Below are 21,907 nucleotides of genomic sequence, written 5' to 3'. Positions count from 1 at the left end.
AATGATAAAATTATAGGTTGCCGGAATTCGAGATGGGAAGGCTTAAATGCCCGGAGAGCTCAGCTGACCGCTCGCTTTTTCTTTTGCTGGCGGCGCTGGGCCTCTTTCTCCAGGATTTTCTTGAGGTATTGGCCGGTGTAACTCTTGGGATTGGCCGCGACCTCTTCGGGGTTGCCGACCGCCACGATGCCGCCGCCTTCATCGCCGCCCTCCGGCCCCAAGTCGATGAGATGGTCGGCGGTCTTGATCACGTCGAGATTGTGCTCGATCACCAGCACGGTATTGCCGGCCTCAACCAGGCGTTGCAACACCTCGAGCAGGCAATGGATGTCGGCGAAGTGGAGGCCGGTGGTCGGCTCGTCCAGGATGTAGAAGGTCCGGCCGGTGGCGATCTTGCTCAGCTCCCGGGAGAGCTTGATCCGCTGGGCCTCGCCGCCGGAGAGCGTCGTCGCCGACTGGCCGAGCTCGATGTAGCCCAGGCCGACGTCGACCAGGGTCTTGAGCTTGCGCTTGATCGTCGGGACGTTGGTGAAGAACTCCATCGCCTGGGTCGCGGTCATCTTGAGGACGTCGGCGATCGATTTGCCCTTGTAGAGCACCTCGAGGGTCTCGCGGTTGTAGCGCCGGCCCTTGCACTCCTCGCACTCGACGTAGATGTCGGGCAAAAAGTGCATCTCGATCTTGATCATCCCGTCGCCCTCGCAGGCCTCGCAGCGGCCGCCCTTGACGTTGAAGGAGAAGCGGCCGGGCTTGTAGCCCCGCATCTTGGCCTCGTTCAATTCGCTGAACAGGTCCCGAACCAAGGTGAAAAGGCCGGTGTAGGTCGCCGGATTGCTCCGGGGCGTCCGGCCGATCGGCGTTTGGTCGATGTTGATGACCTTGTCGATGTGCTCGACGCCCTGCAGCTCCTTGAATTTGCCGGGAGCTTCCCGGCCTTGGTGGAGGCGCTGAGCCAGGGCCTTGTAGAGAGTGTCGTTGACCAAGGTGGATTTGCCGGAGCCGGAAACGCCGGTGACGCAGGTCAAGGTGGCCAAGGGAACCTCGACGGTCAACTGCCGCAGGTTGTTGGCGCTGGCGCCGCTCAGGGTTAGGCTCAGGCCGTTGCCGGCCCGGCGCTGGCCGGGCAGGGCGATGCTCTTGCGGCCGGAAAGAAAGTCGCCGGTGACCGAGGACGGATTGGCCAAGATCTCGGCCGGAGTGCCCTCGGCGACGACGTAGCCGCCCTCGACGCCGGCGCCCGGCCCCATGTCGATCACGAAATCGGATTCGAGGATCGTCTCCTCGTCGTGCTCGACGACCAGGACGGTGTTGCCGAGGTCGCGCAGCCGCTTCAGCGTTTCGAGCAGCTTGGAGTTGTCGCGCTGGTGCAAGCCGATGCTGGGTTCGTCCAAGATATAAAGCACGCCGACCAGCGAGGAGCCGATCTGGGTGGCGAGGCGGATCCGCTGGCCCTCGCCGCCGGAGAGGGTGCCGCTGCGCCGATCCAGCGTCAGATAGTCGAGTCCGACATTGTGGAGGAAGGTCAGCCGCTCGTGGATCTCCTTGAGGATGCGCTCGGCGATCTGCGCCTCCTTCTTGCCGAGCTTCAAGTGAGCCATCGTTTCGAGGCATTGCTTCACCGAGAGCGCCGTGACCTCGTGGATCGCCTTCCCCTGGATCTTGACCGCGGTGGCTTCCTTCTTCAGCCGGCTGCCGCCGCAAGTCGCGCAATCCTGAAAGGCCATGTACTTCTCGAGCTCTTGGCGCATCCAATCGCTCTCGGTCTCATCGTAGCGCCGCTTCAGGTTGGCCAGCACGCCCTCGAAAGGAGCGGTGTAGGTCCGGCGACCGCCGTCACGCTCGTAGACGTAGCGGATCTCCTCGCCCTTCGAGCCGTGAAGGATGGCCTCTTGGTGCTTCTTGGCCAGCTTTTCGAAGGGTAGGTCGGTCTTGAAGCCGTAATGCTTGGCCAGCGAGGCCAGCAGGCTGGAATAGTAGTTGCCCGTCTTCGAAAACCAGGGGGCGATGGCGCCTTGGGCCAGGGTCAGCGACCGGTTCGGCACGACTAAGTCGGGGTCGAAGATCATCGTGCAGCCCAAGCCCTTGCAGTCGGGGCAGGCGCCATGGGGATTGTTGAAGCTGAAGAGCCGGGGGCTGATCTCGGCGAAGCTGACGCCGCAATCGATGCAGGCGAAATTCTCGCTGAAGAGCAGCGAGGGCGCCGCCGGCTTGCCGGCCTCGGGCAGGAACTCGACCTTGGCGATTCCCTCGCCGAACTTGAGCGCGGTCTCCAGCGATTCGGCCAGCCGGCTCTTGGCGCCGGCATTGACCACCAGCCGGTCGACGAAGAGATCGATGTCGTGCTTCTTTTTCTTGTCCAGCGCCGGCTCCTCGCCCAGGACGTAGGTCTGGCCGTCGATCTTGACCCGGACGAAGCCCTTGCCGCGCAGGCCCTGGAGCATTTGCCCGTACTCGCCCTTCCGGCCCCGCACCAGCGGGGCCAGCAGGTGGATCTTGGTGCCCTCGGGAAGCTTGAGCAGCTGGTCGACCATCTGGGTCACGGTCTGAGCCTGAATCTCTTTGCCGCAGACGTAACAGGTCGGAGTCCCGACTCGGGCGAAGAGCAGGCGGAAGTAGTCGTAAATCTCGGTGACGGTGCCGACCGTCGAACGGGGGTTGTGGCTGATCGTCTTCTGCTCGATCGAGATCGCCGGCGAAAGGCCTTCGATGGTGTCGACCTCGGGCTTGCCCATCTGCTCGAGGAACTGCCGGGCATAGGCCGAGAGCGACTCGACGTAGCGCCGTTGGCCTTCGGCGTAAAGGGTGTCGAAAGCGAGCGAGGACTTGCCCGAGCCCGAGAGGCCGGTGATCACCACCAGCTTATTCCGCGGGATGTGGACGTCGATGTTCTTGAGATTGTGCTGGCGGGCGCCTTTGACGACAATCGCTTGGGGTTCCATGAAGGTAAAGCACTAGCGAGAGCCGTCCCTGTCGGTCAACAGCGTTTTCCCCCTCCTTTGTAAGGAGGGGGTTAGGGGGAGGTAGAGATTTGGTGTCGTGCAAAGTTCATTGCATGACGCGAGCTCTCTACCCCTCCCTGGAACAAGTTCGGAAAGTCGAACATTGCTATGGAGTTTGCCTGGCGACATTAAGTCGCCAGTTTCCTCCATAGCCCCCTTACAAAGGGGAGGGAAAGAACTTAAGCGTAGTAAGAATCTTGGGGATGGCCGGAATCCTCGCGGCCGTCCTGGTCCTGCTGCTCGGAGCCCTGCTGGCCCTGGGAGCCGCCGCCGAAGCCTTGATGGCTGTCCTCATCGAGGTTGGTCGGTCCCTCGATGCGGTAATGGGAATTGAGGCCCAGACCGAAGCTTTGACTGGCCAAGACGCTTTGGCCCAAGGTCGAAGACTGGGACGCGACGCCCTGCATGCCCGAAAGACAGGTCAGCAGAGCCGGCATGAAGAAGCCATGGGCCGAAACCGAGCCGCTTTGCAGCTGGCTGGCAAAGGCCGTCAGGACCGGCGAGGCCGGATCGAGCAAGGGCGAAGCCGAAGGCCCGGGGGCCGGGACCGAAGTCGAGGCGACCGGAGTCGATTCAAGGGTCGGCGCCTCCGCGTTTGGGCCGCTGACGGCGGTCAGGGCCCGCTCGCTGCCGCCGTGACCGTCGAGCTGACGGCGGATGTCGCGGGCCAAGGAGGTGGCGACGATCATGGATTGGCCGAATTGGCTGCCAGTGAAGCTGTTCAGCGGCAGGGCGCCGGCCATGATCCGCAGATAGAGCAGATCCTTGAATTCCGAAGCCGGCAAATTGGCGTGGGTCAAAGCAAAGCCGACAATGCCTTCGGGAGCGATCCCTTGAAGAGGAGTTCCCTGAGTCCGCTCTTCGATCAGGCCGGCCAAGGGGGCAAAGCCGGGCAAAGCGACCAATTGGCTTAGGGCTAGCGGCGAGCTCGAGGCTTGGATCCCGGAGCCTTCGCCAGCCAGGGGAGCCGAAACCGGCAGCGCGGCCGAAGAGCCGTCACCGCTGGAGCCGGAAAGGGCCAGGGCGCGGGCGCCGCCGTTGCCATTCCCGCCGGCGACGGCATTGGGCACATAGCTCGGAACCGCGGTATGGCTCTGCATCCATTGACGCAAGCCCGCGTTCTGCGGCGAAGAATCCCGATAAACCTCGACCAGCAGTTGCCGGGCTTCGGCATTGCGCGGGTTTTCCCGAGCCATCTGGTCGACGGTGGCGAGCAAACCTTGTTGGAGGCGGCGATCCTCGGGTTTCGATTGGATTAATTGCCGTAAGCTGAGGGCACCTTCGCGCCGGGCAGTCTCGTCGTCGGAACCCAGTTGGGCCAGGATCGGGAGGAGGTTTTCCTCGCTGGCCAGGAAGCAGGAGCTGGTGACCCGGGGATCGGAAGCCGCGGCCTGGGCCAGGGTCAGCAGTTGACGGCGGGCTTCGGGATTGGAGCGGGCTTCTCGGATCAGATCGACGAATTCGAGGTCGCGGGAGCCGCCTTGGCCGTCGGCAATGCGGACCGTGTCATGGGCTGAAAGGTGCCGGGGGAGGCGGAGGGCCTCGGAATAGGTGTCGGTGCTGGAGGTATTTTGAGTGAGGTCGAGGACCGGCTCGGCCGGAAAGCTGGCCAGGGGGGCCGCCTCCGGAATCGACATCCCGGTGGAATAGTCCTCGTAACTACAGGAACTAACTGAGGTATTTTCTACTGGTTCACCCACGGGGGATTTCCCTTTCCCCAAAACGATCGTCCTTAAACCATTGATCGGCCGGCCGACCCCTTCAGGTTGCGCGCTTATCCAGGATTTTTCCACAAAGGGCGGTTTTTTTACCAGCTTTATAAATAGGTCCCCTACGGCTGTCATCCTGGGCGAAGCGAAGGAACTGCGACCCACCAAGGTCTTTTGAAAGGTTTACTCCCTTCGTGTCCTCCAAAAGGATTCCGAGGGAACGAAGGGGCTTTGGAAACTCTAAGTTTCTTGGCCAGTCGCAGATCCTTCGCTTCGCTCAGGATGACATTCTTAGGGTAATTGGACTTTGAAACGGAGGCTGCCGATACTGAGCTCGCTATTCGGCTTCAGGGGAAGGCGGATATTCGGGGGGAGGGAGATGCCGTTGACTAAAACGGGAGCCTCGCCTCCGCTCTCACTGTGGATTTTCCAGACCCCGGCTTCCTGAAAAACCGTGACGCGGCCGATCTTGCCCAGATCGACCGGGATGGCCACCGAGAGGGCTTCGGATTCCGAGCGGATGTCGAGCCGGGCGGCGTTGGCCTCGTTTTGCAGGATCAGGCTTTTGGCGAGCTGGAGCGGGATGGGACCGGAGCCCAGGAGCGGCGGTTGGCCGGCAGCCGGCGCTTGGGGGCGGGGGCTCGAGGGCGGCGGCTCGGTCGGACGGTTCGCGATCGACCGGAGGTCTTCCGGCGATACCCTCGGCGGCGCGAATTTCATGAAATCGAAATGGATCTGGTCGCCGGAAAAAATCCGCTCGCCACCGAGCAGCCGGACCCAGCCTTCCACCCTCAATTGGGGACCGGTGGGCGAGGGCGCTTCCTTCTCCCAGAACGGAGTCTCCCGGCCTTGGACGAAGATGTTGGCCTCGGGTTTGAGAGGCTTCAGGATGAATTGCCCGCTCTGGTCGAGATAGATCGAAAAGGGATTGGCCTCGGTTTCGGCGCTTTCGCGGTAGAGACGTTTGGTCGAGGGATGGTTGGGCTCGGCGCCGATCGTCCAGCCGCTGTGATGGGTCAGCAGCAAGAGAGAGCGGCCGTTGGGAGCCTGCAAGATTCCGGCCCGGACGTCGTCGACCGGCAGCCGGTCTTGCTCGAGGAGCATTTCGAAATATCTTTGCACCTCCTCGGGCTTCAGATCGCGCAGCGCCGGATGGTGCTCGGCTTGCTCCGGCGCCGGCACCTTCGTCCGCGGATGGGCTTCAAGGTCCTCGAAGACCGGCGTGATCCGGTCGTCGGATTTGGCGGGGCCGCGGAAGACGAATGCCTTGCCTTCGCCGAAGACGATGACGTCGCCGTTCTCCAGCGGCTGAGTGCCGTAGACCGGCTTGCCATTGACCCGGGTCGGCTGCTGGCCGAGGTCTTGGATGTAGTGGTTGCCCTCGGCGTCGCGAATCAACTTGGCCTGGCTTCGGCTGATGTCGCGGCTGGACATCGAGAAGGGGATGTCGGGGCTGCCCTCCTTGAAGCTTTCCCGGCCGACGGTCCAAGATTGCCGCTCCGGCGAGAGCGGCACGATTCCTTGGGTCAGGCTGGGCGCCCGGTCGGGGCTGTCTTGATGGAAGATGACGCTGGGCCCGTCCTTCCCGAATTGGACTCGGTCGCCGTTTTTCAGCGTTGCGCTCTTCACCCGCTTGCCATTGACGAAGGTGGCCGAAGACTTGGCCATGTTTTCGAGGGTCGCGACGATTTTCTCGGGAGTCGCCAAGGTTTGGATCACGTTTTTGTGGTCGGGAATCGCATTGAGCCTTAATTTCACCTGCAGCGAAATCTTGGCGTGCTGGGTTTCCATGCCGGTGGCGGTGCTCGGGAAGGTGAGATCGACAAGGGCCGGTTGGGGCCGGGCTTGGATTTCCTCGCGGCCCAAGATGCACTCGTAATTCACGATATTCTTGCTGACCGGAAGCATGAGGCGGTCGTCATGGCTGCCGGTCCAAGAGACGGCGACCTGCACCTTGGCCTTGCCCGGCACGAAGCGCAAGGGCAGCTCCAGGGGCTTCGGGATGAGGAAGCTTTCGCCGGCCTTGGGCACCGGCGGTGGCGGCAAGGTCTCGAACCAGCTGGGATGCGAAGGTCGGTCGCTGGCGGCCGGCGCCGCCGGAAGCATCAAAGGGGTTTTCTCCGTCGGCACTGCCGGCGGCGGCGCGGCTTTTTTCCGAAGCCAGCCCTGCAGCCACTCTTTCAGGTTAAAGCGCTTGGCCGGGGTGCCACTGGCCGGCTCGGCCGATTCGGGCTTCCTCCGCCGCAGGTTTTGCCAGATCTTGGCCCATCCTTCGGACAACTCGCGGAGCTGCGGCGGTGTTTCGAAGCCTTTGGCCGGCTCGGCCGGCGTTTCGCTGGCGCTTTCGGCGGTCGAAGCGGTTTTGCGCAGGCCGATGCGGGGCCCGGAGCTTTCGAGCGCCGCCAGATGATAGTCGAGGCGGCTCGGGCCCATCCGCTGCAAGAGCTGACCCGAGAGGTAAAAGTGTCCGTAGAGCAGGGCGTCGTCGACCAAGTCGCCTTTCCAGCCTTGAGCCGAGCCCGGGCGTAGACCGGCGAAGCGGCTGAGGCTGTTGGCGGCCATCAAGGAGGTCAAGATCAATCCATGGCTGGCGGCGAAGTCGGCGGCCGGCTTCAACCAGGCGCGGGAGAAGCCGGTTTCGGCGGCATAGCTCAGCGGGTAAGCCAGGGCCCGGCCGGCCTGTTGTTTCCAGGCGGGGCCCTCGGCCTTGCTCAAGCCGGTGGCGAATTCCAAAGGCTTTTCGGCCCAGCCGATCCGGGTCCGGCCTTGGAGCCAGGACTGCCAGGCTTCCGAATTTCGCAGCCGGCCCTGGAAGCGACGGCCGGCGATGCCGCCGCCGCGCAGGACGCCGAAGGCGAGCAGGGCGCCGGTGAAATCGAGGTGAGCCCGGTTCCAAACGCCGACCGGCGATTGGAACAGGCTGCGGTAAATTTTATCGCTGCCGGTGAAGACGCCGGCTTCGACCGCCACCGAGAAAGCCTCGGCTCCGAACTTGAGCCCCAGGCTGGAATTGCCGAAGTACTGGACGAAGGCGAGCTTGCCGAGCTTCGAGGCGCCGCCGGCCACCATCATGGTTCCCAAGGTGAAGGGGTTGGTGACCTCATGACTGAAATGGCCGAGGGTGGATTCGAGCTTTTGGCCGAAGCTGCCCTGGCCGCTGAGCCAATTCTTCAGCGCCTCGGCCTTGGGATAGCTGTCGGCGTAGCGCTCGGCGATGGCGAGGGCCGTTGCCGGCATCCGTCCCTCGTCCTTCAGAGTCCGCTGCGCCAAATGGACCAAGCCGTCGCGGCGCAGCTCCCAGTCCTTCTCGTCCAGCAATTGGGCCAATTCGCGAAGCCCGGTGTCGCCGCGAAGCAAGGCTTTGACTTCTTTTTCAAAAGGCCCGTCGCCTTCCAAACCTTGAATGGCGTCGTCGACTCCGGTCCGACTTTGATCGAGCGAGACTCGAAGGCGGCGGAAGAAGCCTTCCACGGCCACCCGTCGCATCTCGGGGTTGACCCCGCTGTCACCGCTGAAGGCTCGGCCGAGGCTGCGGACCCAGGCGCGGTCCTCATTGTTCCGGCGCTGGAGGCATTCTTGAACCGCCAGCTGCAGCAGAGGCAGGCCTTGGTCCAAGCGCTGGACCCGGTCTTGCCAGTCGATCAATTCCCGGATGGGGCGAGCCAGCGCGTCATCGCGGGGAAAACCGGCCAAGGCCTGCGCGGCCGCGTGGTTTTCCTGGCGAAAGAGATGATCCAAGGCTTGGAAGATCGGGTCGTCCTTCCGAGCCTGGGTTTCTTTTTGCAAGGCGGCTTCGTCGCCCGACAGCATCGCGGCCAGGCTGCGGTGGAGCGCTTGGCGACGCTCGGGATCCGCCGGCAGTCCGGCGCCGGAGGGAAGTGGCTTCGAGTCTTTGCGGGGCACCAGATAATCGACCGGCTTGGGCGCCTCGGCGGTGGCTTGGTACAAGCGCCACAAGGCCTTGCCGTAGGCGTCTTCGGGTTCGGCGAGATTGGTTTCGCCGGCCGGGGCCGGCGGCTCGACGGCTCCGAGGCCTTGGAGCCAGCCGGCGGTGAGCTTGGCCAGGGCGGGCAAATTGGGATCGAGGGGCCCCAAGGCGGCCAGCCGCTCGGCGGCCTTGTCGAAGGCCGGGCTTCCGACCTTGCTCGGCGTGAAGCTGCGGCTGGCCTTCAAGACCTTTCCGCTGGCGGCGTCGATCTCGTAGACGTCGTGCAAGAACATGCGGCCGTTGTTTTCAGCGTCCAGCGCCGGATCGGAATCGCTGTCGAGGACGAGCTGGAGGCCGAGGAGAATTTTGCCGCCCTCGCGGCGCAGCGTCAGTCCGGTCTGGGCATTGCGAAACTTCATCTGCAAACCCAAGTCTTGGACGACGTCGCGGATCGGAGCGAAGACTTCGAGGTTTTCATCGAACAAGGCCTTGGAGTTGGGTGGAAGCGGCCGATGCAAGCCGGGCAGGGTTTCGGCGAGCATGGTTTTCAGAGCCGGACTTTGAGCGTCGAGTTGGAGCTGGCTCAAGTCGTTCAAGAATTTTTCGAGGTGCTCGGCATAGCCCTTGAGCTTTTCCTGGGGATGATCCCGGCGGGCGGTATCGACCCAAAAGCGATGGCTCGAGGTTCCGACGTTCTGCGAGGCCGAGCGGTTGAAACTGATCAAGCTCCCGTCGCGCCGGTTCAGGCGATAGCTGTCCTTGAGGTAAATGCGGCCGTTGCCCGGGTAATAGTCGTTGTCCAAAGGATAGGTGAGCTCATAGGAAATCTCCCCGCCTTTCTCCTCGACCGAGACTTCCACCTCCGGATCTTGGATCTTGACGTCGACGCCGCTGCCCTTGAGCCGCGCGCGCACCGATTCCAGGGTGCCGAGCTGCTCGGCGACAAGTGTGCGCTCCCGCGGTGATAAGCGGTATTTGATGCCCCCGCTCATGAATGGCCTTAAAAGGAGGACCACCCCCGTGTTCCCCTGCAAATTCCCAGATTCCCTCGCTTTTCGGCGTTGCCGGGCTTTAGTTGCGCAGGAGCCCGGAATTTTCAGGCCCTCGGAATGAGGTTAATTATCCTTGAATAACAAGGACTTAGTGTTGAGGTGGCCGAAGAACTCGGCCAGCTGGGTCTGGATCTCGGTCAAGCTGTTGCAGGGGGTAACCCCTTGGACGTCCCAGCTTTTGTAGCCTAGGACCTTCTTTCCCAGTTTCAGGGCGATGGCGATCTCGCTTAAGGTGCCGTAGCCGGTGCCGACCGCGACCAAAATGTCGGCGCTGTGGGCGATGAGCATGTTGCGGGAATGGCCGAGGTTGGTCGGAATGGCGTAGGTGACGTAGTCATTGGCGTCTTCCTTGCGGCCGCCGGGCAGGAGGCCGATGACCACGCCGCCGGCCTGATGGCAGCCGCGGCTGGCTTCTTCCATGACGCCGCCCAGGCCGCCGCAAACCAGGGCCAGGCCCATCGCGCCGATGAGCTTGCCGATTTCGAAGGCCATCTGGCGCTCGCTATCGGAGGCCTCCAAGACACCGATGACTCCGACCAAGGGCTTGGGCAACATCTTTGGAGTATATGGATAATTGAACCATGCGCAAACTCGTAATCTTCGACATCGACGGGACTTTGCTGCTCACCGGCGGCGCCGGCAAAGTCGCTTTCGACCGGGTTTTCGCGGAGCTCTATGGGATCGAGGGAGCTTGGCGCGATGTCCATCCCGACGGCCGCACCGATCCTTCGCTGATCCGCGAGCTCTTCGAAAAGAATCTCGGTCGCCGGCCCCGGCCCGAAGAGGAGCGGCGAGTCACCGAGGCCTATGCCGCGGCGATGGCCGAGGAGATTCCCCGCTCGGCCCGCTTCCGCCTCATGCCCGGCGTTTTGCCCTTGCTGGACCTCTTGCAACGACGCGGCTTGGCCCTGCTCGGGCTCGCCACCGGAAACTTCGAGAGCACCGCCGGCCAAAAGCTCCGCCATGCCAAGCTCGATCATTTCTTTCATTTTGGCGGCTACGGATCGGACCACCCCGAGCGGCCCGAGCTGACCAAGGTCGCGGTCGAAAGGGGCCGGCAGCGCCTCGGCCGGCGAGTCGCGCCCGAAGAGATCCTGCTGGTCGGCGACACGGTTCACGACGTGGATTGCGGACGACGACTCGGCCTCACCACCGTCGCGGTGGCCACCGGCTCGACGAGCCGCGCCGCCTTGGAGGCGGCTCGAGCCGATTTCGTGGTCGATAGCTTCGACCCGCTCGAAGAGGTTTTGCCGATTTTCGATGGATGACGCTGGTAGGGGCGCCCCTTGCGGGTGCCCCATCTGCCTTGCGCTGTCCCTGCCTCGGGCGGGCGCAAGGCCCGCCCCTACGGGAAGAGGACCTGCTGGCTGTTCTTCTTCTTGATCAGATCCATCTCAACCGATTCGACCACGTCGTGCTCGTTGAAGGTGATGTAGAGCTCGACCGGATCCTTGCCCTTCATGATCCGCTTACCGGAGTTGTCCATCAGGATGATCGAATCCTCGATCGGGTTGGCCAGCTTGTAAGCCCAGAGCCAATAATAGCCCCATTGCTCGTGCTCTTCGGGATACTTGAGGCCGATGGTGTTGGGGCCGGAAAGGAGCCGAAGGACATCGTACATCGTGCTGGCGCACTCTTGGATCGAGCCGACGATCTTGCCGGCCGGCTGGTTGGGGCCGAAAGAGACGAGCTCGATTTTCTTGGCCGGCGATTTCGAAGTGCAGGTCGGCGGCGGAGGCAGGGGCTCGGCGGCTGCGGCTCGGGCCGGACGATGGCGGCGAACGGTGGTCGGAGCCTCCGGCATCCCGTCGGCGAGGCCGATCGCGGGGCTGGCAATCAGGGCGGAAAGAGCTAGGACCAAGAGGGATTTTTTCATAGGCTCATCTCGATTTCTGAAAAATTTAGGCTATTTAGAGAATAATTCGAGCCTGGAGGGCCGTCAAATTATTTCGTTTTTAGGTCGCCGGTTCGTTTTCCAGCGGGCTCAGCAGGCGGTTCAGGGCATCGCGGATGGCGGCTTCCTGGATGATTTCGACCCGGCCGCCATAGCGCCGGCGTATCAAGCTGACGATTTTATCGAAAGCCCGGCCGGTCCTTTCGAGGTCGGAGTCGGTCAAAAGATCCCATTCCTGAAGGATCCGTTCCTTGGCTTGCGGCCAATGGTCTTCAAGGCGGTTGGCGGTGCTGGGCATGGCGGAGACATAATGCCGTGGCAATTTTTCGCAAGCTTTAATATTCCCCAGTACTTTAGTGCCCTCCCCCCTTGCGGGGGAGGGTGGCTCCGGCTTTAGCCGGAGACGGGAGAGGGAGTGCGGCAGGGCAAACATACGATTTATGCCACGCCCCCTCCCCGCCCCTTCGGGGCACCCTCTCCCACAAGGGGAGAGGGTAACGAGGATTGAACTTGATCGACAAGGAAGAAGACCGAAAAGACATCGAGGCCGTCCTGGCCGGCAGCTCCGAGGCCTTCGACCGGTTGGTCCGGCGCTATCAGCGGCCGATCTATTATTTGGCCCTGCGGATGCTCCGGCAGACCGAGGACGCCGACGAGGTCACCCAGAAGACCTTCGTCAAGGCTTATCGGGCCCTGGCCGGTTTCCGCTTCGAGTCTTCCTTCAAGACCTGGCTTTGCGCGATCGCGATCAACCTCTGCCGCACCGAGCTGGTCAAGGCCAAGCGGAACATGGAAGAATTGCCGCTCAACCTGCCCGATCCGGCGTATGAGGAGCGGCAAGCCGAGGAGGAGAAGGCCTTCCAAAAGGCCCATCTCGAGGCCGCCTTGGCCGACCTTCCGCCGCGGCAGAAAGAGGTGGTTTTGCTCCGGCTTCAGCAGGAATTGCCCTTCAAGGAAATCGCCCGCCTGCTGAAGAGCACCGAAACGGCGGTTAAAGTTAACTTTCACCACGCCATGAAGAGTCTTAGGGGCTGGATTCGGAAAAAGGTCCGCAATGACGCAATGTAAGAAAATTCAAGAAAATCTGGCGGCTGAGCTTTTGGACGGTGGCCCCGACCCCGAGTTGCAGGCCCATTTGGCGGCCTGTCCCGCCTGCCGGGCCGAAGCCGAGTCCTTCCGCCGCTTGGCCGAGTCCTTCCGGCAGCTCGACGGCGAGGATCCCGGCGAGCTCTTCTTCGCCGCCCAAAGAAAGCGCATTCGCGAGGCGATCGCCGCCGAAAAGCCGGCCCGCCGAGCTCCGGCCTGGCGTCCCGCCTTGGCGCTTGCAGCGGCGGTTCTTTTATTGTTCATTGGGCTCTCCCGGTGGCAGGAACGGAAATCGCCGACCGCGCTTTGGTCGACGGCGCTCCTGGCCTTCACCGATGGGCAAACTTCGGTCACCGGCTCCGGCATCCTGGAGCTGGAAACCTTGAACCCCGAGCAATTGGAAGGTCTGGCGCAAAACATGGAACGGCGAATCCTCGGCAATCAGGATGATGTGCTGCTCGAAGACGGTGCCGATCTGCAGGATCTCTCGGGACCGGAATTGGATCAGCTGATTCAAAGATTGCAGAAGAAACTCGGAGAGCAGGCATGAAGCGGCGCTTGATCCATGGAGCCTTGCTCTTGGCGCTCGGGCTTTTCGGCGCTCCGGCCCTCGCCGGCGACGCCAAGGACGCCCAGGAAGCCGCCCTCCTCGAGGCCCGCCGCCAGCAGATCCACGAGCTGGTCATGATCCGGCTCAACAATGCCTTGGAGCTGAGCCCGACCCAGTCCCAACAGATCAGCCAAATTTTGCTTAAGTACCGGCGCGAGAAGACTGCTGACCGCAACCAGATCCGCCAGCTCACCCTCAAGCTTCGCGAGGTCTCGAACAGCGGCAACGAAGCCCAGATCCAAGGCCTCATCCAGCAGATTTCGGTCGCCAAGTCCAACCTCGACAAAGTCGACGATCGGATGTTCGCCGAGGCCAAGAACCACCTCAACACCAAGCAGCAAGCCCAATTCATCTTCGTGATGGAAGAGATTCGCCGCGAGGTTCAATCGGTCAAGCGCGGCCTCCCGCCGCCGGGCGGCGGCCGGGTCAACGCGATTCAGGGCGGTTCGGGATCGGGGTATTGATTAAAGGTCATCCTGAGCGAAACGAAGGATCTGCGACTGTCCAAGTAACTAAGGGAATCAAAAGTTTCTTCGTCTTTTCGGAATCCCTTTAAATGACACGAAGCGACCTGAGATTTTCAAACCACCTTAGGTAGGTCGCAGATCCTTCGCTTCGCTCAGGATGACCTTGGTTCCTCCAATAAAATTTCCAACAAACTTAAAATCCCTTCTTGCGAGCCCAAATAAGGCAGGAGCTTGAGCGGGGTTTCGGGATAGGCTCGGGCTTTTTCGGCGAGGATCGCCGGGATGTCTGCCTGGACGTGCCGGCCCTGGGTCAAAAAATAAGGCAGGATCAGGATTTCAGCGGCGCGGGTCGCCAGGGCCAAATCCACCGCTTCCGGTATGGAGGGCGCGGCCAGCTCGAGAAAGGCGCCGATGACCGGATAACCGAGCCGGGCTTCGAGCCGGCTTGCCAAGGCGCGGATTTCCTCGTTGGCCGCTTCGAGGCGGCTGCCGTGGGCGATCAAGACCAGGGCGCGGGATTTCTTTAGCATCGCTCAAGGAATATCAAACATCGCAGAGATAGCCCAGCACTCCGCCGTAGCAAAGGTAGGTCGCCAGGGTCCCAAAGGAAACGACGACGCTGCCCATGAAGAATCCCAGACCGAGCAGCGGTGCAAGGGCCGCGCCGGTCAAAATCCACATCATCACGGCGAACAGAAACCCCCGTTGCCAAGATTGGCCGGGCAAGAGGTCGTGGAAAAGCAGAGCGAAAAGGAAGGCCACACCGAGGCCCAGGGTTAGGAAGAAGCCGTAGGCCAGAAATGGATGGCGGGCCGGCTCGGCCAAGACCCGGCTCCAATCCAGGAAGGGCATGCCGACGCGGGCGGCGAGAATGGTGAAGAGAGCCATGGCCAAGCTGGCCACCAAGCCCGCTTTCAGGATCCGCTTCATCGAGCGCCGGGGCATTTCGTTCCCTTTCCTCTGAACGATTGTAGCCTTCGGCCCGTCGAAGCCACAAGAGTCGGGCGCGCGCGGAGCGCGTCAAAATTCGGTCGCGTTGCGTCAAGGGGCGGGCTTGAGAATTTGGTGGAGGTAGCCGCGGGAGCCGTCGCGCCGGCGAAATTCCAGCCGCAAAGTGTCGAATGAAATTTCGAGCCAAGCGAAGCCGAATTCGGCTTCGGCGTAGAGGGCGCGGCTGTCGGGCCGAATGGAATGGAGGTTTCGACCGCCGGTGCCGACGATGAACTCCTGAAAACGGCAGCCGTCGTTCGGATCGTCGAGATGGGCGAAAAAGTGGTTGTGGCCGGCCAAAACCGCGTCGACCGTCGGGCAGAGCAGGGGGATCAGCCAGGCGTTCTGCCCCAGCTCGTCGTCGGGGTGAGGCCCGTTGCTGTAGGGCGGGTGATGCAGGGCGGCGATCTTCCAGCGGGCTTCGGAGGCGGCGAGGGCGAGGCCGAGCTCGGCCGCCACCGCATCGTCGACGGCGTTGCTGTCGATGACGAAGATCTCGAGCAAGGGCGGCTCCTGGTTCGAGGGCCAGCGGATTCGGTAATTGCGGGCCGGCATGGTCCAGCGCTCGGAAAGGGCGCTGTAGTCGATTTGGGCCTGCTCATTGCCATCGTAGTCGTGATTGCCGAGCAGGGCGTAGAAGGGGACCTCCAGCTCATAGACCGACTCGAACTTGGCTTCCCACTGCGGGTCGCTCACCGAGGCCACACCATTATCATAGAAATTGTCGCCCAACAGCAGGCCGAAGTCGCAGCCCCGGGCCCGGCAAAAGCTCTCCAAGGCTGAGGCTACCGCATATTGGCTGGCGTCGCCGGTTCCCCAATCGCCGAAGCTGAAAAAGCGCAAGGCCGCGGGATCCGGAGTTTCGACCGGAATCGGCGAGGCCGAGGGCGTCGGCGAAGGCGGCAAAAGCTCCGGCGAGCTTCCGCAGGAGGCCTGGGACAAAAGGACCAGCAGGACGAGAGTAGCCAGGCGCGAGGGCATCCAAGCATTCTTGCCGCTCGAGAATTGCCTTGTAAAGGCCTGGGGGCCGGGCGATGAAATGCCGGTGCATCCGCTTCTCTTCGACATCGGCGGCCTGAAGGTTCACAGCTACGGCCTGATGGTCGCGGTCGGTTTCCTGGCAGCCCTGGGCTGGGTTCGCTACCAGGCTCCCAAGGAGGGCTTGCCGGCCGCGGCGATGATCGACTTGGCTTTCTGGCTCATGCTCGCCGCCATCGTCGGCTCGCGCCTCGCCTTCATTGCGGTCGAGTGGGAGGTCTATGCCCGAAATCCAGCGGCCATCTTTAAAATTTGGGAAGGCGGCTTGGTCTTCTACGGCGGGCTCATCGCCTGCATCTTCACCGCTTGGTTTTATTTGAAGCGGCGGGCTTGGAGCTTTTGGAAGGTGGCCGACGTCTTCATGCCCGGCGTCGCCCTGGGCCACGCCTTCGGCCGGATCGGCTGTTTTTTGGCCGGCTGCTGTTACGGCCGCGGCTGCGATCCCAAAGCTTGGTACGCCGCGCACTATCCGGGTCACGCCGAGAGCCTGGCGCCCTCGGGAATTCCGCTTTATCCGGTCCAGCTCTTCGAGGCCGGCGCCAATTTGGCGATCTTCGCCTTCCTGGCCTACTACAGCCGGAAGAAAGCGTTTGACGGCCAAATTCTTCTTTTGTATCTAATAACTTACGCGCTCAGCCGCATCGTCTTGGAGCTCTTCCGCGGCGACGCCGAGCGCGGCTACGTGATCCAGGGCTGGCTCAGCACCTCCCAGTTCCTCGGCGCGATCCTTCTCTTGGCGGCTCTGGCGGTGCTACTCTTACGCAGAGGGAGATCTTCATGAAGTTTCATCGTGCCTGGCGCATCCTGACGGTTCTGCTTCTGCTCGGAAGCGCGGCGGCTTGCAGCAAGCCCAAGCTCTACGGCTCGGTCCAAGAATCCGAGGCCATCGTGAAATATTTCGCGGTGCCGCCGGCCGAGGCTTATCGCGCGGCCAAAGAGGCGCTCATCTACCGGGGCTATTCGCTGAAACAGGCCGACGACGCGGCCATGACGATCGAGACCTACTGGCAGCCGACGACCGCCGACTCGCACTACGTCTTGATCTTCGGCAAAAGGGATTACGGCACGGTCGGAGCCTACTACCGGATGGCGGTCAAGGTGACGCCCCAGGGCAGCGGCTCCAAGGTGAGCATCACCAACGTGGCCAAGAGCTTCATTTCGGATTTGAAGAGCTCGAATCGCGAAGAGGACGAGCTGTTCATCAAGGTGTCCGACTTCACCCGGAAGCGCGACATCCAGGTGACGAACATTGGATTGCAGTAGCAAGGGGCTTTAGCCCCGTCCTGGCGCCGAAGGCGCCATCTTTTGCGCAAACCATGACGGCGCTTCGCGCCGTTGGCGGGGCTAAAGCCCCTGGCTACTCCACTAAACTGAACGATTCCACCCGCTCGATCTCGAGGATCGCGAAGTCGTCGCCGTCGACGATTTTGAGCGTTCCGCTGTCGTAATCGACGTGCGTTAAAATGCCCATATAACTGATGTCGAACGCAATAATCTCGACTTTGCGGCCGATATAGTCCTGCAGTCGGGTGATGGAGAGGTAGTCTTGCATGGTGCTTTCCCTGCGCGATTATCTCCACCCGAATTCCGGCCTGTCAAGGAAGCGGGCCGCTGAAAATTCAAAAGCCGAAGGATTTCAAAAGCTGAGCAATTTAACGCGCTTAGTCATTTTTTGGACATTTTCAAAGCCAACGCGCGGCGTTATTTATAGCTGTTGACAGCCCTGTGGATAAATCCTAGAGCAGGGCTGGACGCAGGGCGAATTTTCGAGGCGCCCCGCTTCTAGATCGAGAAATTGCTCGCTTTTGGTGGTGAATGATCGAGGGAATCGTGAACTACATCGAGAAGAGAATCTTCCGACGCGTGGATGCCGAGCTTCCGGTGGATCTTCAGGTCGGCGAAAAGAAGCTCCAGACCACCAGCTCCAACATCAGCTGTGGCGGGATGTTCCTCCAAATCGACCCGGCCAAGCTCGACGACCTGCAGAAGCTCGATGTGGTCATCCATCTCCCCAACCGAAAGAGCCCGGTCAAGCTGAGCGCCGAAGTTTTGCGCAGCGAAAGCGACGATCGCCGGGGTGTGGCGGTCCAGTTCCAAGGCCTGTACAACGACAACATTCTCGAGATCGAGAAGTTCGTCAAAGCCAAGCTCAACTAGCCGATCTGTAAAGCCTTCAAACCGGCCCATTTTCCTTGACGCTGCTTCTGCGGCTGTCTTATAGCACCCGCGCCTATTGCGGTTGGGAAGCCATGATTTTTAACTTCGCGAATGTATTGGTTTTTATCTTGGTCGGGGCCGGCTTCGTCGGCGTCAGCCTGCTGGTCAGCCGGCTGGTTCGGCCTTCCTTTCCCACGCCCGAAAAAGAGCTCATCTACGAGTGCGGTGAGATCCCGGCCGAGGGGGCCTGGATCAACTACAACCTGCGCTACTACTTGGTGGCCATCACCTTCGTGATTTTCTCGGTCGAGATCGCCTTCGTTTACCCGGTGGCGACGATTTTCAAGGCCTGGATCGCCAAGGGAATGGGCTGGACCGCCTTCATTGAAATACTGGTTTTCGCCTTGATTCTCTTCGTCGGACTTCTCTACGTTTGGGTCAAAGGCGATTTGAAGTGGTTCAAGCAAGTGGTGCCCGATGAGCGCCTGGCCAAGAGCACGCCGGAGTCGGCGACTCTGATCAGCCCGCGTCCGCCGGCTGCGAGCTAAGACCACAGGAGTGTTAAGATGTTTCCGACAATCAAAGGCCAGCTGCCTGACAATATCGTCACGACCAAGGTCGACGACGTCCTCAACTGGGCCCGGGCTTCTTCGGTCTGGTACCTGCTCTTCGGCCTGGCCTGCTGCGGGATCGAGCTGATGCAGACCGGCGGGCCCCGCTCCGACCTCGACCGATTCGGCGCGGTCTTTCGGGCCACGCCCCGCCAGTCCGACCTGATGATCGTCGCCGGCACCCTGACTTACAAGATGGCGTTGCGGACCAAGATTCTTTACGAGCAGATGCCCGAGCCGAAATACGTCATCTCGATGGGAAGCTGCGCCAACTGCGGCGGCCTCTTCCAGCTGGCCTATTCGGTGGTGAAGGGCGTCGACAAGATCATCCCGGTCGACGTCTACGTGCCGGGCTGCCCGCCGCGCCCCGAGGCGTTGACCCAGGGCCTGCTCAAGATCCAAGAGAAGATGATGAAGGAAAAGTTCGCGCGCCGCGCGGTAGCTTAAAGGTTTAGAGAGATGGGCTTCGACGAGATTTCAAAAAAGCTGGCGGAGAAATATGAGGGCACGGTGGCGACGACCGACCGGGCCGGCGATCCCTTTTTGACGGTGCCGGCGGCCAAGATCGCCGAAATCCTCACTTTCTGCCGCGACGAGGCCGAGCTGGCCTTCGACTGCCTGAGCAATTTGACCGGGGTCGATGCGCCGCCCGACGATCTCGAGGTCGTCTACCATCTTTTCTCTTACTCCAAGCGGCACTCGCTGACCTTGAAGGTGAAAGTGCCGAAGAGCAACGCCAAGGTGCCGACGGTCGAGGCGATCTACCCGACGGCCAATTGGCAGGAGCGCGAGGCCTACGACTTGCTGGGCGTGATTTTCGAAGGCCACTCCGACCTTCGCCGGATCATGTTGCCCGACGATTGGGTCGGCCATCCGCTGCGCAAGGATTACAAAGAACAGGAAGAATATCGGGGGATGGCGACGACGAGACCGTCGTTGTTGAATTAGCTGTAGGGGCACCCCTCGCGGGTGCCCGCCGGCAAGGATTTATTAACGGGCATTTTGCCCGGGTCGACCGCAAGGGTCGCCCCTACCGAAGGTTTTTATGGCGATCGCATCGCAAGAAATGCTGCTCAACATGGGTCCTCAGCACCCGTCGACCCACGGCGTCATCCGCTTCGTGGTGAAGACCGACGGCGAGGTGATGAGCGAGGCCCTGCCCGACGTCGGCTATCTCCACCGCTCGATCGAGAAGATCGGCGAGATCTGCGACTACAACGGCTTCATGCCCTACACCGACCGGGCCGACTATCTCTCGGCGATGAACGCCAACCAAGGCTACGCCATGGTGGTCGAGAAGCTGATGGGCCTGGAAGTCCCGAAGCGGGCCGAGTATCTCCGGGTCATCGCGGCCGAGCTCAACCGGATCATCTCCCACATGCTCTCGATCGGCGCCTTGGCGATGGACGTCGGCGCGGCCACCCCTTTCATCCACGCCCTGAAAGAGCGGGAGAAGGTCAACGACCTGATGGAAGCCCTCTGCGGCCAGCGCCTGACCTATAATTACGTCCGGATCGGCGGCGTCTCCTACGACATGCCGCCCAACTTCAGCGAGCGGACCCTGGCCTTTCTCGACCAGTTCGAACCCCAGGTCCGGGAGTTCGAGCGGCTGGTCAGCGACAACAAGATCTTCATCGAGCGCTTGGTCAATGTCGGCACCATCAGCCGCGAAGACGCCATCGCCTACAACCTGGTCGGTCCCAACCTGCGGGCCTCCGGCGTCGACTTCGACCTCCGCCGCGACATCCCCTATTCGATTTATCCGGAGCTGGATTTCCAGGTCTGCGTCGGCTCGGGCGAGAAGGGCGCGGTCGGCGACAGCTACGAGCGCTACATCGTCCGGGTCCGCGAGGTGCTGGAGTCGATCAAGATCCTGCGCCAATGCTTCGCCCGGATCCCCGAGGGCGACACCCTGGCCAAGATGCCCAAGATTTTGAAGCCGCCGGTCGGCGAGGCCTACGTCCGGACCGAGTCCTCGCGCGGCGACATCGGCTATTACCTGATCAGCGACGGCTCGGCCAAGGCCTTCCGGCTGCGGATCCGCACCGGCTCCTTCACCGGGATGTCGATCATCCAAAAAGTGAGCCGGGGGATGATGATCGCCGACTTGGTGACGCTGATTGCAAGCTTGGACGTGGTGGCACCGGAGATCGATCGATAATGGAAAGCTTGGCCGTCTATCTTCATGAAAACTTGCTATGGCGGACGCCTTATTGGCTGGTCGAGGCCATCGTTCAGTTCGGGGTGGCCCTCTTCGTCCTGCTGGCCTTCGTCTCGCCCTTCGCCGGCATCCTGAGCTTCGTCGAGCGCCGCATCGCCGGCCGCATGCAGGATCGGATCGGCCCCAACCGGGTCGGCCCCCAAGGCATCCTTCAGTTTTTGGCCGACGGCATCAAGAGCCTGCTCAAGGAAGACTTGATCCCAAAGGACGCCGACAAGCCGCTCTTCATCCTGGCGCCTTATTTGGTCTTTCTGGGCATGTTCACGACCTTCGTGGCCTTGCCCTTCGCCAGCAAGCTGATCGTCGCCGACCTCAACGTCGGCATCCTCTATATCTTCGCCACCTCTTCGCTGACCGTCGTCGGCTTGGTCATGGCCGGCTGGGGCTCGGGCAGCAAATGGTCGATGCTCGGCGGCATGCGGGCGGCGGCCCAGGTCATCAGCTATGAGATTCCGGCCGGTTTGGCGGCCCTGACCGTGCTGCTGCCGGCCGGGTCGCTCTCGATGCAGACGATCATCGCCCAACAGGGCGCCCATCCTTGGCAGTGGTTCCTCTTCGCCAATCCCTTCACCTTGGTGGCCTTCTTCATTCTCTTCACCTCGCTGGTCGCCGAAGGCAACCGCGCTCCCTTCGACTTGCCCGAAGCCGAGAGCGAGCTGGTCAGCGGCTACAACACCGAATACTCGGGGATGCGCTTCGTTTTCTTCTTCTTCGCCGAGTGGGCCAATCTCTACGTGATGGCCGCCATCCTGACGACGCTCTTCCTGGGCGGCTGGCAGATCCCTGCCTCCTTGACCGAGAAGGCCGCGGCCGCGGCCAGCTGGCTGCCGCAGGTGCTGCAGTTGATTTTCTTCCAGGCCAAGTGCCTGGTGATCATCTTCCTGGTCATCCAATTGCGCTGGACCCTGCCGCGCATCCGGATGGACCAATTGATGACCTTGTGCTGGAAGTACCTGGTGCCGATCGGCTTCTTCTGCGTGATCGGCGCGGCTCTCTGGCTGATGCTTTTCCCGCAAGGCGCGCCCAAGGTGAGCTACCTGCTCTTCGGCGTCGCGGCCTTGCTGACGATTTACTATTTTTACCGGGTCTGGTGGCAAATCCGCACCGCCCGGGCCGAAGTGCAATTGACGCCTTTCGTTTAAAGG

22 protein-coding genes are annotated in these 21,907 nt (G+C 61.8%); 12 read left to right on the top strand and 10 right to left on the bottom strand.

The genetic code is table 11. The features are described 5' to 3' along the window. Positions 1-59: 59 nt before the first annotated feature. The 4 genes from uvrA to VJR29_10200 form a co-directional block, all read right to left on the bottom strand. Entirely contained in the window at positions 60-2,939 is a 2,880-nt protein-coding gene (uvrA, locus tag VJR29_10215) for an excinuclease ABC subunit UvrA (GenBank protein ID HKY63783.1), read from the bottom strand. Positions 2,940-3,178: 239 nt separating this feature from the next. After that, positions 3,179-4,699 (bottom strand): hypothetical protein, encoded by a 1,521-nt coding sequence (locus VJR29_10210; GenBank protein ID HKY63782.1) that lies wholly within the window; start codon positions 4,697-4,699, stop codon positions 3,179-3,181. Between the two features lie 300 nt (positions 4,700-4,999). After that, positions 5,000-9,628, bottom strand: coding sequence for an FHA domain-containing protein (locus VJR29_10205; GenBank protein HKY63781.1), 4,629 nt, complete (start codon positions 9,626-9,628; stop codon positions 5,000-5,002). Positions 9,629-9,751: 123 nt separating this feature from the next. Then, a complete protein-coding gene (locus VJR29_10200) occupies positions 9,752-10,243 on the bottom strand; it encodes a TIGR00725 family protein (protein HKY63780.1) in 492 nt (163 codons plus the stop codon). A 26-nt stretch (positions 10,244-10,269) separates the two neighbouring features. Here VJR29_10200 and VJR29_10195 point away from each other — a divergent pair, with 26 nt between their 5' ends. After that, entirely contained in the window at positions 10,270-10,956 is a 687-nt protein-coding gene (locus tag VJR29_10195) for an HAD family hydrolase (protein HKY63779.1), read from the top strand. A gap of 77 nt (positions 10,957-11,033) precedes the next feature. Here VJR29_10195 and VJR29_10190 read toward each other — a convergent pair whose 3' ends face one another. Continuing rightward, a complete protein-coding gene (locus VJR29_10190; GenBank protein ID HKY63778.1) occupies positions 11,034-11,564 on the bottom strand; it encodes a hypothetical protein in 531 nt (176 codons plus the stop codon). Between the two features lie 79 nt (positions 11,565-11,643). After that, positions 11,644-11,904, bottom strand: coding sequence for a hypothetical protein (locus VJR29_10185; protein HKY63777.1), 261 nt, complete (start codon positions 11,902-11,904; stop codon positions 11,644-11,646). A 188-nt stretch (positions 11,905-12,092) separates the two neighbouring features. Between VJR29_10185 and VJR29_10180 the strand changes: the two genes are divergently transcribed. From VJR29_10180 to VJR29_10170, 3 genes are read left to right on the top strand one after another with little or no spacing between them, the layout of a single operon-like run. Continuing rightward, positions 12,093-12,650 (top strand): sigma-70 family RNA polymerase sigma factor, encoded by a 558-nt coding sequence (locus VJR29_10180; protein HKY63776.1) that lies wholly within the window; start codon positions 12,093-12,095, stop codon positions 12,648-12,650. After that, positions 12,637-13,218 carry a hypothetical protein gene (locus VJR29_10175; protein HKY63775.1) on the top strand — a complete coding sequence of 194 codons (582 nt, stop codon included), beginning with the start codon at positions 12,637-12,639 and terminating at the stop codon, positions 13,216-13,218. The genes VJR29_10180 and VJR29_10175 overlap by 14 nt, the downstream gene beginning before the upstream one ends. Then, positions 13,215-13,742 carry a hypothetical protein gene (locus tag VJR29_10170; GenBank protein ID HKY63774.1) on the top strand — a complete coding sequence of 176 codons (528 nt, stop codon included), beginning with the start codon at positions 13,215-13,217 and terminating at the stop codon, positions 13,740-13,742. Before VJR29_10175 ends, VJR29_10170 begins: the two co-directional genes overlap by 4 nt. A gap of 155 nt (positions 13,743-13,897) precedes the next feature. On the opposite strand, the gene VJR29_10165 is transcribed toward VJR29_10170, so the two are convergent. From VJR29_10165 to VJR29_10155, 3 genes are all read right to left on the bottom strand, one after another. Beyond that, positions 13,898-14,275, bottom strand: a complete 378-nt coding sequence (locus VJR29_10165; protein HKY63773.1) for a CbiX/SirB N-terminal domain-containing protein — start codon at positions 14,273-14,275, stop codon at positions 13,898-13,900. A gap of 13 nt (positions 14,276-14,288) precedes the next feature. After that, positions 14,289-14,690 (bottom strand): DUF6789 family protein, encoded by a 402-nt coding sequence (locus VJR29_10160; protein ID HKY63772.1) that lies wholly within the window; start codon positions 14,688-14,690, stop codon positions 14,289-14,291. A 96-nt stretch (positions 14,691-14,786) separates the two neighbouring features. Beyond that, positions 14,787-15,716 (bottom strand): metallophosphoesterase, encoded by a 930-nt coding sequence (locus VJR29_10155; GenBank protein HKY63771.1) that lies wholly within the window; start codon positions 15,714-15,716, stop codon positions 14,787-14,789. Positions 15,717-15,774: 58 nt separating this feature from the next. Between VJR29_10155 and lgt the strand changes: the two genes are divergently transcribed. Next, complete coding sequence (gene lgt / locus VJR29_10150; protein ID HKY63770.1) at positions 15,775-16,554, top strand: prolipoprotein diacylglyceryl transferase; 780 nt, start codon at positions 15,775-15,777, stop codon at positions 16,552-16,554. Then, complete coding sequence (locus tag VJR29_10145) at positions 16,551-17,036, top strand: hypothetical protein (GenBank protein ID HKY63769.1); 486 nt, start codon at positions 16,551-16,553, stop codon at positions 17,034-17,036. The genes lgt and VJR29_10145 overlap by 4 nt, the downstream gene beginning before the upstream one ends. A 94-nt stretch (positions 17,037-17,130) precedes the next feature. On the opposite strand, the gene VJR29_10140 is transcribed toward VJR29_10145, so the two are convergent. Then, entirely contained in the window at positions 17,131-17,325 is a 195-nt protein-coding gene (locus VJR29_10140) for a hypothetical protein (GenBank protein HKY63768.1), read from the bottom strand. A gap of 263 nt (positions 17,326-17,588) precedes the next feature. Between VJR29_10140 and VJR29_10135 the strand changes: the two genes are divergently transcribed. The 6 genes from VJR29_10135 (at position 17,589) to nuoH (ending at position 21,904) form a co-directional block, all read left to right on the top strand. After that, complete coding sequence (locus tag VJR29_10135) at positions 17,589-17,930, top strand: PilZ domain-containing protein (protein ID HKY63767.1); 342 nt, start codon at positions 17,589-17,591, stop codon at positions 17,928-17,930. Positions 17,931-18,022: 92 nt separating this feature from the next. Further along, complete coding sequence (locus VJR29_10130; protein ID HKY63766.1) at positions 18,023-18,478, top strand: NADH-quinone oxidoreductase subunit A; 456 nt, start codon at positions 18,023-18,025, stop codon at positions 18,476-18,478. Between the two features lie 18 nt (positions 18,479-18,496). Next, positions 18,497-18,988: an NADH-quinone oxidoreductase subunit B family protein gene (locus VJR29_10125; protein HKY63765.1), complete on the top strand. Its 492-nt coding sequence runs from the start codon at positions 18,497-18,499 to the stop codon at positions 18,986-18,988. A gap of 12 nt (positions 18,989-19,000) precedes the next feature. Continuing rightward, positions 19,001-19,489: an NADH-quinone oxidoreductase subunit C gene (locus tag VJR29_10120; protein HKY63764.1), complete on the top strand. Its 489-nt coding sequence runs from the start codon at positions 19,001-19,003 to the stop codon at positions 19,487-19,489. 97 nt (positions 19,490-19,586) lie between these two features. Continuing rightward, a complete protein-coding gene (locus VJR29_10115; protein HKY63763.1) occupies positions 19,587-20,702 on the top strand; it encodes an NADH-quinone oxidoreductase subunit D in 1,116 nt (371 codons plus the stop codon). Further along, a complete protein-coding gene (gene nuoH / locus VJR29_10110) occupies positions 20,702-21,904 on the top strand; it encodes an NADH-quinone oxidoreductase subunit NuoH (GenBank protein ID HKY63762.1) in 1,203 nt (400 codons plus the stop codon). Before VJR29_10115 ends, nuoH begins: the two co-directional genes overlap by 1 nt. The last annotated feature ends 3 nt before the right edge of the window (positions 21,905-21,907 follow it).

The organism is bacterium, assembly GCA_035281585.1.
Lineage (GTDB): Bacteria > UBA10199 > UBA10199 > DSSB01 > DSSB01 > DATEDP01.
Note: the sequence above shows the minus strand (reverse complement) of the source record. Positions and strands in the feature narration are given on the sequence as shown.

Coding starts and splice junctions, on each gene's coding strand:
- VJR29_10125 (HKY63765.1), top strand. CDS start 18,497: ATGTTTCCGACAATCAAAGGCCAGCTGCCTGACAATATCGTCACGACC.
- uvrA (HKY63783.1), bottom strand. CDS start 2,939: ATGGAACCCCAAGCGATTGTCGTCAAAGGCGCCCGCCAGCACAATCTC.
- VJR29_10160 (HKY63772.1), bottom strand. CDS start 14,690: ATGCCCCGGCGCTCGATGAAGCGGATCCTGAAAGCGGGCTTGGTGGCC.
- VJR29_10165 (HKY63773.1), bottom strand. CDS start 14,275: ATGCTAAAGAAATCCCGCGCCCTGGTCTTGATCGCCCACGGCAGCCGC.
- nuoH (HKY63762.1), top strand. CDS start 20,702: ATGGAAAGCTTGGCCGTCTATCTTCATGAAAACTTGCTATGGCGGACG.
- VJR29_10115 (HKY63763.1), top strand. CDS start 19,587: ATGGCGATCGCATCGCAAGAAATGCTGCTCAACATGGGTCCTCAGCAC.
- VJR29_10120 (HKY63764.1), top strand. CDS start 19,001: ATGGGCTTCGACGAGATTTCAAAAAAGCTGGCGGAGAAATATGAGGGC.
- VJR29_10155 (HKY63771.1), bottom strand. CDS start 15,716: ATGCCCTCGCGCCTGGCTACTCTCGTCCTGCTGGTCCTTTTGTCCCAG.
- VJR29_10130 (HKY63766.1), top strand. CDS start 18,023: ATGATTTTTAACTTCGCGAATGTATTGGTTTTTATCTTGGTCGGGGCC.
- VJR29_10145 (HKY63769.1), top strand. CDS start 16,551: ATGAAGTTTCATCGTGCCTGGCGCATCCTGACGGTTCTGCTTCTGCTC.
- lgt (HKY63770.1), top strand. CDS start 15,775: ATGCCGGTGCATCCGCTTCTCTTCGACATCGGCGGCCTGAAGGTTCAC.
- VJR29_10200 (HKY63780.1), bottom strand. CDS start 10,243: ATGTTGCCCAAGCCCTTGGTCGGAGTCATCGGTGTCTTGGAGGCCTCC.
- VJR29_10135 (HKY63767.1), top strand. CDS start 17,589: ATGATCGAGGGAATCGTGAACTACATCGAGAAGAGAATCTTCCGACGC.
- VJR29_10170 (HKY63774.1), top strand. CDS start 13,215: ATGAAGCGGCGCTTGATCCATGGAGCCTTGCTCTTGGCGCTCGGGCTT.
- VJR29_10195 (HKY63779.1), top strand. CDS start 10,270: ATGCGCAAACTCGTAATCTTCGACATCGACGGGACTTTGCTGCTCACC.
- VJR29_10175 (HKY63775.1), top strand. CDS start 12,637: ATGACGCAATGTAAGAAAATTCAAGAAAATCTGGCGGCTGAGCTTTTG.
- VJR29_10140 (HKY63768.1), bottom strand. CDS start 17,325: ATGCAAGACTACCTCTCCATCACCCGACTGCAGGACTATATCGGCCGC.
- VJR29_10190 (HKY63778.1), bottom strand. CDS start 11,564: ATGAAAAAATCCCTCTTGGTCCTAGCTCTTTCCGCCCTGATTGCCAGC.
- VJR29_10205 (HKY63781.1), bottom strand. CDS start 9,628: ATGAGCGGGGGCATCAAATACCGCTTATCACCGCGGGAGCGCACACTT.